The following is a 12,868-nucleotide window of genomic DNA, read 5'->3' as shown; positions in this document are numbered from 1 at the left end:
CTTATTACTTCAAGTTTTCCGGATTTAACTTCTCAAGCTCTGGAATGACAAAGCGACCATCTTGACGGATTAATACGTCATCAAAGTAGATGCTTCCGCCGCCATAATCAGGGCGTTGAATGTTCACTAAATCCCAGTGAATGTTGGAATGATTGCCATTATAAGCATCATCATAGCATTGTCCTGGTGTGAAATGGAAGCTGCCGTCAATTTTTTCATCAAATAGGATGTCCTGCATCGGATGAAGGATGAATGGATTCACACCAATCGCGAATTCTCCAACGAACCGAGCCCCTTCATCTGTATCGAAGATTTTGTTGATGCGCTCTGTATCATTCGCTGTTGCTTCAACAATTTTGCCATCTTTGAACGTCAATTTCACATTTTCGAACGTAAATCCTTGATAAGGTGATGGTGTATTGTAGGTAATCGTTCCATTTACTGAATCACGGACAGGAGCCGAATACACTTCACCGTCAGGAATATTTAATTCTCCAGCGCATTTAATCGCTTTGATGTCTTTGATAGAAAACGTTAAGTCTGTACCAGGTCCAGTTAAGCGGACCTTGTCCGTACGATCCATGAGCTCAACAAGACTATCCATGGCCTCGCTCATTTTTCCGTAGTCTAGGTTACACACATTAAAGTAAAAGTCCTCAAATGCCTCCGTACTCATTTTCGCCAATTGAGCCATTGAGTTTGTCGGGTAACGAAGCACAACCCATTTTGTTTTCGGAACGCGGATTTCTCTATGTACTTTTTTACCAACTGTATTACCATGAATCGCCATTTTTTCTGCAGGTACATCTGATTGCTCATTAATGTTGTCACCTGCGCGCAGGCCGATATAGGCATCCATATTTTTCATAACATTCGCTTCAAATTCAGCGATCATATCAAATTGATCTTCTTTTGCGCCCATCAGTAAGGCGCGATCTACTTGATGGTCTTTTAAAGAAACAAATGGGTATCCACCTGCTGCATATGCTTCTTTAACCAGAGCATTGACGAGTTCACGTTGTAAACCGAAGTTTTCGATCAGGACTTTTTCCCCTTTTTGTAGCTTAACAGAGTAATTGATTAAATTTTTTGCTAGTTGTTCAATTCTAGGATCTTTCATTGTATGGCCTCCATAAAAATAAGATAAAGTGAAACTTCAATCAGTGGGGGCTTTATCCCCCACTGGTTGTTAGTCCCGTTCTAGAGTCGCTAATATCTCCGCTACGCTCCGATAAAGCCCGATTGGTTCAACTAAACCTTTGAAAACCACAAAGGTAAGTTTCACTTTATCTCACCAATCGGGCTTTTACGGGCAGTTATCCTCCACCTATGCTTCTTTGATTCCTCTAAGCCTTGAGGTGGTGGGCATGTCCGTTAATGCGGGATAAAGAGATAGGAATTCACTCAAATTGTTAGGAAAACGAAGATTTGTTGCGTACCTCCATAACATTATTATTGTAACCGATTTTCTGTATTCTGTTGCATGTAATGGTTTGAGAGGAGAAATAATTTTCACTCGTGAAAAAATTTGTTATTCTAAGACTACGATGAGGAAGGAATATGTATCATAATTGTGGAAAATGTTTAGGGATGATGTTTATCTCAGAACGGAAAGGGTATTGATAAGAACAGACAAAATATGGTGTAAACATAAGTGAGACATTTTTCGGAGGTATTGATATGGAGATCATTTTATACTTGAGTGCTGCCGTTTTCGCAATTGCTTTTTTCATTTTAGTTGTTTTTTTAGCCAAAACGTTAAAATCGCTGCAATTTACACTTGATAGTGTGTCGAAAACACTAACTGGGCTAGAAAGCCAAATGCAAGGTGTGTCACTTGAGACGACGCAATTATTGCATAAAACAAATGCACTCGCAGAAGATTTACAAAAAAAATCAGAAAACTTAAATACCGTGGTAGATGCAGTGAAGGATGTGGGAAGTTCCATCCAAAGCTTTAATACATCTGTTCAAAAAGTTTCAAATAAGGTACAGCATGAAATCGAGAATAATCAAGATAAGATTTCTCAGATTGTTCAGTGGACAAATGTTGCGATGGAAATCCGCGATAAGTGGAAATCTAAGAAAAAGCAGACTATGTCAGCTAACGAACCATTTTACAGTCAACAGGAGGATTTAGAATCAGACAAAGTAGTAAAAAAGCGTTTCTTACGTTCTAGATAATACGTAAGAAAAAGAAAACAATTAAATACAAAGTTGAGAGGAGAATGAACATGGCACAAAAAGAATTCCCGGTTAAGGATTATACGAAGGATTACGAAAGGGCAAATGAAGAGCGTAATTCTGGTAACTCTTCAGGATTTATCGTTGGAGCTGTTGTTGGAGGCGTTATTGGTGCTTGCTGTGCCTTATTCATGGCTCCTAAAACGGGGAAAGAATTGAGGAGCGACGTCACTGAACAAGCGAAATCAATAAGTGAGAAAACAGAAAAATTTCGTCGTATTGCGATTGAAAAAGGCAGCGGAATTGCCGAAACGGCTAAAGAAAAAGGCAGTTCTGTAACACAACTTGTTAGTGATAAAGGTTCTGACTTATTGGATAAAGTATCAAGCTTAAAGCCTGGCGTTAAAACAGGGGAAGAATTAAGTAAAAAAGAAGGTATCGAAAGTTTAGCAGATGATAAAGGAAGTTTCGGTCATCGTTCAAAAATCAAAAGTGTTGAAGTGAAACATGTACCAGATGCAGAAAAGTCGACAGCTAAGGATCCTAAAACGGGTAACAAAAGTGCAGCTCAACTGCTTGATGAGACTGAAAAGGCATTTGAAGAAACAGAAACGAAGTATAAACAGTAAATTTGTCAAAACTGGCGCTGAAGTGATAGGCTAATTTCAGCGCCGGTTTTTTGTGATCATACCTAAAAAGGAGTTGCTGAGATGACATTAGTGAAAATTGAAACAGAAGAACAGTTTAATGAATTAGTTAAAGAGGATTCATTCCTTCTCTTTAAGCATAGTTTAACGTGCCCTGTTAGCGCGGAGGCCTTTACAGAGTATCAAAGGTATATTGATGAGCACAATGATGTTAAGACAGCTTATTTAGCTGTTCAGGAAGCACGTCCGCTTTCTGCTTATATTGCGGAAACCTTCGATGTGAAACACCAATCACCACAAGCGATTTATTTTAAAGCTGGCAAGCCTGCTTGGAATGAGTCACATTGGAGAATCACTGTGGATTCGCTGACAGAGGCAGTAAGGGATTAAAGTTAACAAGAAGATATTTTGTAATGAATGGCCAGACCCACATCTCTTATAAATCGTTTATATGACTTAATAAACGGTATATAAAGTGTAAGGTCTGACCTTTTTTTTCTTTATTTCGGTGATGGTGTCGGCCAAAGGATGTTTAGTTCATCTCCAGGAGCAAGCGTTTCGTTGAAGGTTGTTTCTTGATTGTTTTTTAGTAACAGAAATCCTCCATTTGTGTGTTCTGGCATGTCAATGTCAATATGCATGAATACATCCTGAAAAATAAACGGCTCCATTTTATGTTGAACGAGGGTAATCATATCCTCCTGGTTGATGACATCTTCATTCGTTAAGGGCTGTCCATTACGATAAAACTGAGCGAGCTTCTTAGTTAGCTGTAGTTTTTTTCCGTTGAATGCAACCGGGATCGAAAATGTGAGCTGAACTTTCATTGCATATGCCAAGTCAGTAGTAAGTGGCTGGGATGACTGAATCATTTCAATCACATCACCATCTTCGTATGAACTTGCAGGATTTGTTAGAATACCGTTTTTGACAATCTTGCCACCGAATAAAGGGAGGGGAACTTCCTTTTCATTCACATTAACCGTAAATGGCTGTAAACTTCTCAACAGATGTTCTTCATTGGTCTTAGTAAAAAGTTCTTCTAGTGTTCCTGGCATCGTACATGTTATTTTATCATTGTCATGAAGGGATTCCTCTCCTGTAACAATCTGATCATTACGGCGTAGTTCGGCATGAATGATGTGTGAAACGCCATGAATCGTGACCTGTTTACTTGGCAATCCATCTGAAAGGTCAATAATCGCCAATCTAGGTGACCGACCATCTTCCCCTTGCTGGACTGTGATTTCATCGCCATCTTGAACGATGTAATCTAATGATACGTCCTTGTGGTTTATTGTTAGGATCGGTTTTGTCCCATGCTCGCCTGGGATCGTAATTAATTGGCCGTTGAACTCAACCATCATGGCCATGCCAGGTCTTCCATACAATTTATTCAATTTTATCCCCGCAGTTAGCAGACAATCCCCTACTGTCATTTCTTTCATATCAAAGAGACGGATCGTTTGACCGTTCACGTTCACGCCCATATATTGAATCGGACTTTTATGAGCGGCTATAGCAATGCCGATTGGTGTAACGAGCTCAGGACCACGGTGTACATGATCGGCAATTGTGAGCTGTCCAATGGCTTCAATCCCTCGGATCGCGACACGATTTTTCGGAAGATTTAATTTGTCAGCCAGAATTTCAGGAAGCTTGGGGGTTAGACTGCCACCGCCAACTAGCATCACAGCCTTTGGTGACTTATTGTTATTTAAAGAAAAAATTTCCTCGCAAATAGTGTCTGCCAATTTTTCAATGGAAGGCATGATGCTTTCGATTACTTCAGTCCTTGGTATTTCCGTCTCAAACCCTAGAATATCGGTTACAGTGATTATATCCTGATCAATCAACTGCCTCTTAGCGGTTTCTGCTAACGGAAAATCGAGTAGAAATGAGTCACTGATGGCTTCAGTAATTTCATCGCCAGCAATCGGTACCATACCATAGGCAATTACGGTTCCTGAGTCTGTTAAGGCGATGTCAGAAGTCCCGGCTCCGATATCCACGAGCGCGACATTTAGTCTTCTCATCGACTGTGGGATCAGTACATTGATGGCAGCAATTGGCTCAAGCGTCAATGCTTGCATATGTAAATCTGCTCGTTTCAAAGCGGCAAGTAAACTTTCAACAACCACTTTTGGAAGGAAGGTTGCAATAATTTCCACAGAGGCTTGTTCACCACTTTGATCGATTAAGCTTGTGATTTCTTGACCATCAAGTCGATAATATAAAACAGAGTATCCGACACAATAATAATGATGGCTTGAATTGGAGTTGTTTTTTTCAGCCACAACGGCTTGCGCTATTTGAACGGCACTTAATTCAAGATGAAGAATATCATCGTGCTGGAGCATCGGTTTTCCTTTAATATCAATGCTGATTGCGGCACGCTCTGTTTTAAGTGCACGTCCGGCTGCAGCCACCGATACACTGGTAAGTTTGCCGTGTTTCTTTTCCAATGTGTCTTTAATGGCTTGAATGACCTTCGAGACAGCGATCACATCGTGGATTTGCCCGTCGAGCATAGCCCGTTCACGATGTTCCATTGAAACAATATCTGTTACTTCAAATGAATCAGCCGTTTTTTCTAAAATAATTCCTACAACGGAACGAGTACCAATATCAAGCGCGAATAGTTTTTCGTGCACAAAGAACACCTTCTTTAGACTGAAATATACTTTAATGCTTAAAAGCGTTTAATTAATAAAGAAAAAAATAGTGACAATTCAAAAATTTTCATTTATAATAAATGAAATTATATAAAAACAGTAACATATTTTTTCAATTCATAACAGATTCCGGACGTGAATGATAAAAACTTGCCAGCCTCTCATAAATCATGAAGCAGCTCTGTTTTTTTAATTGGTTAACCGGAAAGGAAAGGGTGGATTATTTTGAGTAATAATGATTTGGAACTTTTGCGTGAGAAATTAGATGATGTGAATTTGGAGTTATTACATCTTATTAACAAACGTGCTGAACTTGTACAAGAAATTGGCCAAGTGAAAGAAAAACAAGGGATTAACCGATATGATCCGGTTCGTGAACGAAAAATGTTGGATTCAATTGAGGATCATAACCAAGGGCCACTAGATCTTGCATCACTTAAACATATTTTCAAAGAAATCTTTAAAATGGGTCTAGGTTTACAAGAAGAGAATCAGAAGAAAGCGTTGCTTGTATCTCGCCAGAAAAAAGCGGAAAATACAGTGGTTGACTTGAAGGGCGAGCTAGTTGGAAATGGTATTCCAAGCTTTGTGTTTGGTCCTTGTGCCGTTGAATCGTACGAACAAGTTGCTCAGGTTGCTGAAGTAGTCAAAGCAAAAGGGCTTAAACTACTTCGCGGTGGTGCTTATAAACCTCGTACTTCTCCATATGATTTCCAAGGTCTTGGCCTTGAAGGATTAAAAATATTGAAGCAAGTTGGTGACAAGTACGACTTAGCTGTTATCAGTGAAATTGTCAGCGCGAATGATATTGAAACAGCGCTTGATTATGTTGATGTGATTCAAATCGGTGCACGAAATATGCAAAACTTTGATCTATTAAAAGCTGCTGGAAAGGTGAATAAACCGGTTCTTTTAAAACGCGGACTTGCTGCTACGATTGATGAGTTCATCCATGCAGCTGAATATATCATGGCACAAGGGAATGGCAACATCATTCTTTGTGAGCGTGGAATTCGTACGTATGAAAGAGCAACGAGAAATACATTAGATATCTCAGCTGTTCCAATTTTAAAACAAGAAACGCATTTACCTGTCATGGTTGATGTTACACATTCAACTGGTCGCCGTGATCTATTGCTTCCAACTGCAAAAGCAGCTATAGCAATTGGTGCAGATGGGGTAATGGCAGAAGTTCACCCTGATCCAGCAGTCGCACTATCTGACTCTGCGCAGCAAATGGACTTCAAACAGTTTGATGAGTTTTATAAAGAAATTCAAAAAATGTTGACTAGAGTAACTGTATAAATTGATTTACTAAAGAGAGGCTGTCCCATAATAAAAGAGTTAGACACCACATCTTCTATATATCGTTTACAAGATACAATAAACGGTATATAGAGTGTGAGGTCAGACGCTTTTGGGACAGCCTCTCTTTTTTCTCGTGTCTTGAAAAAAAGGCGAGGACATTCGAACGTATTGTCGTTTTTTTGTTGATTGACAATAAAGTCGTTCAAAACATAATCAAGTTGTTACATTTACAATAAAGCTATTTAAAAATGCCCATTATGTTCTTCCACAATCGGGCCATAGTGGAAAGGACGTAAGCGTAAAATAAATCCTCATCTGTTTTTTTGACAGTTAGGGATTGTTTTACGCTTACTTTTCAATGGAAGAATGCGACTTTACGTCGTTTGAGAAAACAACTTTATTTTCACTGAACACCAGAAAATACCTTGATTTTTACATTTGATTGGTTTGTACTCTATTATAAATGTGACAAAAGACTTAGTTTTTAATATAATTTGGTAGTATAAATTTTCTGAAAAATGATAGAGATAGGTATGTTATTAATAAATGGGGTCTCGCAAACATTTCGTATTTTTGTACGCTAAGAAAATGGACTGTTTTACGTAACTAAGCCCTTCTGAAAAATGGTTTTCAGTCGTTTTAAAGGAACTTTGATTTTGGAGTGAGTTTTGGTTCGTGGTTGGTTTTATTTTGCTGCCTAAAGGGAGGAATAAAATATATTATATGGAAATAATTTCAAGTACCTATCATCTCCCCCTTGTTCTTCTTTCTATTATTATCGCTATTATTGATTCATTTGCTGCACTAGATCTAGGAATTCGAATAAATAAGGCAAAAGGTTTTGCACGATTCATATGGTTATTTGGCGGAGCGTTTGCGATGGGGATGGGCATATGGTCCATGCATTTTATTGCCATGCTTGCATTCCATTTGTCGATCCCAGTCACGTACAATTTAACCTGGGTCATTGTTTCGATTATCCCTGCCATTATTTCATCTGGGATAGCTTTACATATTGTTAGTAGACCTTCTCTAGGTACAGCATCAGTGATCCTTGGGTCCCTTTTTATAGCGACAGGAATTGTTTCCATGCATTACATAGGAATGGAAGCAATGGAGATGGGGGCGTCTATTGAATATAATCCCTTTTTATGGGTACTTTCCGTCATCATCGCTTTTTTTGCTTCATTAATAGCTCTATATCTATTGTTTGATGTAAGTCAGAACCCCAAAACACCAAGAATATGGTGGAGAAAAGCTGGCAGTGCCCTAATAATGGGGATCGCTATTTCGAGTATGCACTATACCGGAATGGCAGCTGCAAAGTTCAAACCTCATCATCATCAACTTAGCTTGTCAGGACCAACATTCGATAGTACCCTTTTAGCCTATTCTATTGGAATTGGCATGCTAATCATATTAGGATTGGTGTTCATTAGTACTTTTATTGAAAAACGATTTGAGTCTCAATCCATAGAGTCAGAAAGAAAGTTTCGCTCAGTCATAGAGTCTGCTAACGATGCCATTATTTTAGCCGATAGCAAGGGTGCTATTATTTCATGGAACAAGGGAGCCCAATTCATTTTTGGACATCAGGATAAAGAAGTCTTGGGTAAAAAACTACAGATCATTATACCCGAACGATTCAGAGAAGCTCATCAAAAGGGGATGGAACGTTACCTTTCTACAGGTGAACCCCGTGTCATTGGAAAAACGGTCGAATTACAAGGACTCAGGAAAGATGGAGATGAATTTCCGATAGAGCTCTCCCTTGCCACTTGGCAAGAGGAAGGAAATTTCTACTTCAGCAGCATTATTCGAGATATCACCGAACGAAAACAGGCTGAAGAAAAAATCAACCAAATGGTTTATCGTGACCATTTGACAGGACTGCCCAATCGTCATTTGTTAAATGATCGCCTCACTCAAGCACTTGATCAGGCAAATGAAAATAAGCATATTATTGGTATTATGTTTATCGATTTGGATCGTTTTAAGTTCGTTAATGACACATTAGGACATGCTGTAGGTGATCACTTATTGATTGAGGTTGCCAAGCGTATTCAAGCCTGCGTGGGTAAAATGGATACAGTTTGCCGTCAAGGTGGAGATGAGTTTATTGTTCTCCTTCCCAATACTACATCTGAAGACGTTACTAAAAGTGCTCAGAAAATAGTAGATTTATTCAGTCACACAATTGTGCTAAATGAAGATGAGATGTTTGTGACACCATCAATTGGGATTGCTCTATATCCGTCCGATGGTAGGGATATAGAGACTTTGATTAAAAATGCTGATACGGCCATGTACCGTGTAAAGGAGCAAGGGAAAAATAGCTTTCAGTTTTACACACCTGATATGAACGAAATGGTTTCAAAAAAAATGCAGGTAGAGATTGGATTACGGAAAGCGTTGAAACGTGATGAATTTATGATTCATTACCAACCTCAAGTTGATGTAAATTCCGGGGAATTGATTGGTCTGGAAGCTCTTATCCGCTGGCAGCATCCTGAGTGGGGAACGATCTCTCCTGCTGATTTTATCCCTTTAGCGGAGGAAACTGGATTAATCATACCAATAGGCGAGTGGGTACTTTATGAGGCGTGCCTTCAAAATAAATCTTGGCAGAATAAGGGGTTTCCACCTGTGAGAATAGCTGTTAATATTTCTTCCCGTCAATTCCAACAAAGTAATTTAGTTGGAATGGTCAGCAAAACGCTAAAGGAAACGGGACTTGATTCCAAGTATCTTGAGCTTGAGCTTACGGAAAGTATTATCCAAGATTCAAAGCATGCGATTTCCACAATGCATCAATTAAAAGAAATGGGGATTCATTTATCAATAGATGATTTTGGAACGGGTTACTCTTCTCTAAGCTATTTAAAAACTTTCCCCATCGATACTTTAAAGATTGATCAGACTTTCACCTCGAATATTTTTACTGATCTTAAGGATGCTTCCCTTGTTGATACTATTATTAATATGGCTCATAACCTAGATCTAAAAGTGATTGCCGAAGGTGTTGAGACGTTAGAACAACTTCATTTCCTTCAACAAAGACAATGTAACGAAGCCCAAGGATACTTTTTTAGCCGACCTATTTCTGCTGAAGAAATGTCAACTGTATTTAAAGAACAATTCTTATCTAAGATTCAATGATGTATTAAAAATCTGAAAGATCTAGCCCATGTTTACTTCTATAACTGTTGGATTCTTTAATTCAATAAGCGAATAATTTTGTTTTTCAGGAATAGCAGTTAATGTTTCATCATAATAAAGTTGTTTAAGAACGACATCAGTAATAGAGTATATTTGTTTCTACGCTGTTTGAACGGATCTTCTAATATTTATAACAGAATCAATCCTAGCAGAATGGATGGATAGCGTGATATGGAAGCAAGTGATCATTGCCTGGAACAGTAGGAGATTGCATAGCGAGCTACTGAACCCATTCCATTGCCCTGTTTAGGGTTTTGATAGAATTTCGAACATCAGTATTCTGGCGTAATCATTGTTAATGGCAAGATCCTTATATTTATTATAATGTTTCGGACATGATCTAATCTATTGAAAAGGGATTAGGAAAAATAGAGTGTCCAATTTTCTTAGAAAAACAGGGGGATTTGAATGATTGTACAACATGAAGAAGTAAATGACGGATTGGTATTTAAGGCAATAGATTCTAATTTAGCAATTATTCGTTTTGATTTTGATCGCCATGTTGTTTATGTCAACGACATTTTTGCTCGAACTATGGGCTACAAAAAAGAGGAAATGTATGGTTTGCATCACAGGAACTTTTGTTTTCAGGACTTTGTGAATAGTCCACAATATGAATCGTTTTGGCAAGAATTATTATCTGGTAAAAAGTTTCAAGATAAAATTGAGCGAATGGACGCAGAAGGAAACCGAGTGTGGCTGGAAGCAACATATATGCCTATATTAGGTGAAGATGACCGAACTGTTATAGGTATTTTGAAAGTGGCAACGAATATAACAGAAAGGCAAAATATGATTTCGCAATTGGCGGATAGTTTACAGAAAATGGCGGAAGAATTGAGTGATAGTGCTGAAATGGGTATTCAACGTAGCAAAGAACTTCTTATCGGCATCAACAAAATTGCTGAAGTGTCTGTAGAGAACACGAATACTTTAAATGAACTACAAAAGAAGGCAGATTCAATCAGAGGCATCGTAAAAACGATTCGTGATGTTGCGGCGCAGACTAATTTATTAGCGCTCAATGCAGCAATTGAGGCAGCGCATGCTGGTGAGTATGGTCGCGGGTTTGATGTAGTCGCTAAAGAAGTACGTAAGCTTTCCTCAAAAGTAGAACATTCTATAATAGAAGTGCGAGACAGTATTGAGGCGATCATCAAAGAAATCGAAAATATCACTAATGGTATATATCGTGTAGATAAAAATGTTGAAAAAAGCCAAATGAAAATTCAAGTAGCAATGAAGGATTTCACACAAATTTCATCATCAGCCGAAGCGTTGGATGTACAGGCAAAAGAATTCACAAAAATTATTTAATGCAGAACTTAAGATTTAAACGACTTTATTGTTATATTTTTATAAAAAAAATCAATTCATAAGGTTTGTATGCAAATAATAGATAGATACGTTGCAGTAATGCGCTACTTATCGTATGATTAAAGGAATCTTTACTAAACACATCTAGTTATTAACTATTTTCTAGGAATGAATAGAGAGTTTTGTCGAAAAGTATGTTATAATTTGTATGTTTTTCTAATAAGACGTTTATAGTGTACGGCATGAAATCTCATAATGTTTAAAAGATAGGGACAGTGCCTTTTTGACTTGGCATGTATACTTTTAATAAAGTGAAACTACCGCTAGTGGGGTGTAGTTCCATACTGGTTGTTAGTTGAACAGGATAAAGTAAGAAATTATAATTATTTCAATGAATTTAGGTATCTAGAATAAGTAAATGCAAAATGATAGTAGTGAAGGAGTGGTTTGGTGAATAATATTACAATTTATGATGTTGCGCGTGAAGCAAGTGTTTCTATGGCTACCGTATCTCGTGTTGTCAACGGCAACCCAAATGTTAAACCAGCAACAAGGAAGAAAGTATCGGAAGTCATTGATCGATTGGGGTATCGTCCAAACGCTGTTGCTAGAGGACTAGCAAGTAAAAAAACAACAACGGTTGGTGTGATTATACCCGATATTTCAAGCATTTTCTATGCGGAATTGGCACGTGGGATTGAGGATATTGCCACGATGTACAAGTATAATATCATCTTGAGTAACTCTGATGAAAATCAAGATAAAGAGTTACGTTTATTGAATACGATGCTTGGGAAACAAGTGGATGGAATTGTATTCATGGGATCTAACATTACGGAGACTCATATTTCAGAGTTCCAAAAGTCACCTGTTCCGATCGTGCTTGCGGGAACGGTTGAGGATACGAAGCAAATTCCATCTGTTAATATCGACTATGAAGCTGCAGCATTTGATGCAGTATCGACATTTACAGGGAAAGGGCATACTCGAATTGCTTTTGTTGGCGGTAACCTTGAAGATCCAATTACCAAAAAGAAGTTAGATGGCTATAAGCGTGGATTAGAAGCTGCTAATATTTCGTATAACGAAGAATGGATTGTCGAAGGGGATTATACCTATGATTCAGGAATCGAATCATTAGACAAACTACTTGAATCTCAATCTAAACCGACTGCGATTATTGCTGGTACAGATGAGATGGCACTTGGAATTGTTCATGGCGCGCAAGATAAAGGCTACAATGTCCCGGAAGATTTCCAAGTTATCAGTTTTGATAATACACGTCTGACTTTAATGGTGCGTCCGCATGTTACAACTGTTGTCCAGCCACTTTATGATATCGGGGCTGTTTCAATGAGATTGCTGACGAAATTGATGAACAAAGAAACAGTCGAAGGACAAGAGGCTGTTATTCTTCCTCATCGAATTGAAGAAAGACAATCAACAAAATAAGAAGATATGGGGCTGTCTCAAAAGCTATTGTTAGACCTCGTAATCCACACAGCATACTGGTAAATA

General features: G+C 38.3%; 9 protein-coding genes. 7 read left to right on the top strand and 2 right to left on the bottom strand.

What is annotated here, in order from left to right; genetic code table 11:
* Positions 1-4: 4 nt before the first annotated feature.
* Entirely contained in the window at positions 5-1,120 is a 1,116-nt protein-coding gene (locus tag JNUCC23_RS16805) for an aminopeptidase (RefSeq protein ID WP_454212542.1), read from the bottom strand.
* A gap of 560 nt (positions 1,121-1,680) precedes the next feature.
* Here JNUCC23_RS16805 and JNUCC23_RS16800 point away from each other — a divergent pair.
* From JNUCC23_RS16800 to ytxJ, 3 genes are all read left to right on the top strand, one after another.
* Positions 1,681-2,184: a DUF948 domain-containing protein gene (locus JNUCC23_RS16800; RefSeq protein ID WP_454212540.1), complete on the top strand. Its 504-nt coding sequence runs from the start codon at positions 1,681-1,683 to the stop codon at positions 2,182-2,184.
* Positions 2,185-2,234: 50 nt separating this feature from the next.
* On the top strand, positions 2,235-2,813 hold the full coding sequence (locus JNUCC23_RS16795) for a YtxH domain-containing protein (RefSeq protein ID WP_454212538.1): 579 nt from the start codon (positions 2,235-2,237) through the stop codon (positions 2,811-2,813).
* 81 nt (positions 2,814-2,894) lie between these two features.
* Complete coding sequence (gene ytxJ / locus JNUCC23_RS16790; RefSeq protein ID WP_403068968.1) at positions 2,895-3,221, top strand: bacillithiol system redox-active protein YtxJ; 327 nt, start codon at positions 2,895-2,897, stop codon at positions 3,219-3,221.
* A 110-nt stretch (positions 3,222-3,331) separates the two neighbouring features.
* Here the strand turns inward: ytxJ and JNUCC23_RS16785 are convergent, their stop codons facing one another.
* Positions 3,332-5,485, bottom strand: coding sequence for a cell division protein FtsA (locus JNUCC23_RS16785; RefSeq protein WP_454212536.1), 2,154 nt, complete (start codon positions 5,483-5,485; stop codon positions 3,332-3,334).
* 246 nt (positions 5,486-5,731) lie between these two features.
* Here JNUCC23_RS16785 and JNUCC23_RS16780 point away from each other — a divergent pair, with 246 nt between their 5' ends.
* The 4 genes from JNUCC23_RS16780 to ccpA all read left to right on the top strand — a co-directional run bounded on the left by JNUCC23_RS16780 (position 5,732) and on the right by ccpA (position 12,802).
* Positions 5,732-6,811, top strand: coding sequence for a bifunctional 3-deoxy-7-phosphoheptulonate synthase/chorismate mutase (locus tag JNUCC23_RS16780; RefSeq protein ID WP_062176684.1), 1,080 nt, complete (start codon positions 5,732-5,734; stop codon positions 6,809-6,811).
* Positions 6,812-7,537: 726 nt separating this feature from the next.
* Positions 7,538-9,973 carry an EAL domain-containing protein gene (locus JNUCC23_RS16775; protein WP_454212533.1) on the top strand — a complete coding sequence of 812 codons (2,436 nt, stop codon included), beginning with the start codon at positions 7,538-7,540 and terminating at the stop codon, positions 9,971-9,973.
* Between the two features lie 468 nt (positions 9,974-10,441).
* Positions 10,442-11,350 (top strand): methyl-accepting chemotaxis protein, encoded by a 909-nt coding sequence (locus tag JNUCC23_RS16770; protein WP_403068979.1) that lies wholly within the window; start codon positions 10,442-10,444, stop codon positions 11,348-11,350.
* A gap of 450 nt (positions 11,351-11,800) precedes the next feature.
* Positions 11,801-12,802, top strand: coding sequence for a catabolite control protein A (gene ccpA, locus JNUCC23_RS16765; RefSeq protein ID WP_454212531.1), 1,002 nt, complete (start codon positions 11,801-11,803; stop codon positions 12,800-12,802).
* Positions 12,803-12,868: the final 66 nt, after the last annotated feature.

The organism is Peribacillus sp. JNUCC 23, assembly GCF_053653995.1.
The sequence above is the reverse complement of the archived record's forward strand: the minus strand, read 5'-3'. Positions and strand labels throughout refer to the sequence as shown.

Bases quoted from the DNA above. Each gene is read 5' to 3' on its own strand.
- JNUCC23_RS16770 (WP_403068979.1), top strand. From the start codon at position 10,442: ATGATTGTACAACATGAAGAAGTAAATGACGGATTGGTATTTAAGGCA.
- ytxJ (WP_403068968.1), top strand. From the start codon at position 2,895: ATGACATTAGTGAAAATTGAAACAGAAGAACAGTTTAATGAATTAGTT.
- JNUCC23_RS16805 (WP_454212542.1), bottom strand. From the start codon at position 1,120: ATGAAAGATCCTAGAATTGAACAACTAGCAAAAAATTTAATCAATTAC.
- JNUCC23_RS16800 (WP_454212540.1), top strand. From the start codon at position 1,681: ATGGAGATCATTTTATACTTGAGTGCTGCCGTTTTCGCAATTGCTTTT.
- JNUCC23_RS16795 (WP_454212538.1), top strand. From the start codon at position 2,235: ATGGCACAAAAAGAATTCCCGGTTAAGGATTATACGAAGGATTACGAA.
- JNUCC23_RS16775 (WP_454212533.1), top strand. From the start codon at position 7,538: ATGGAAATAATTTCAAGTACCTATCATCTCCCCCTTGTTCTTCTTTCT.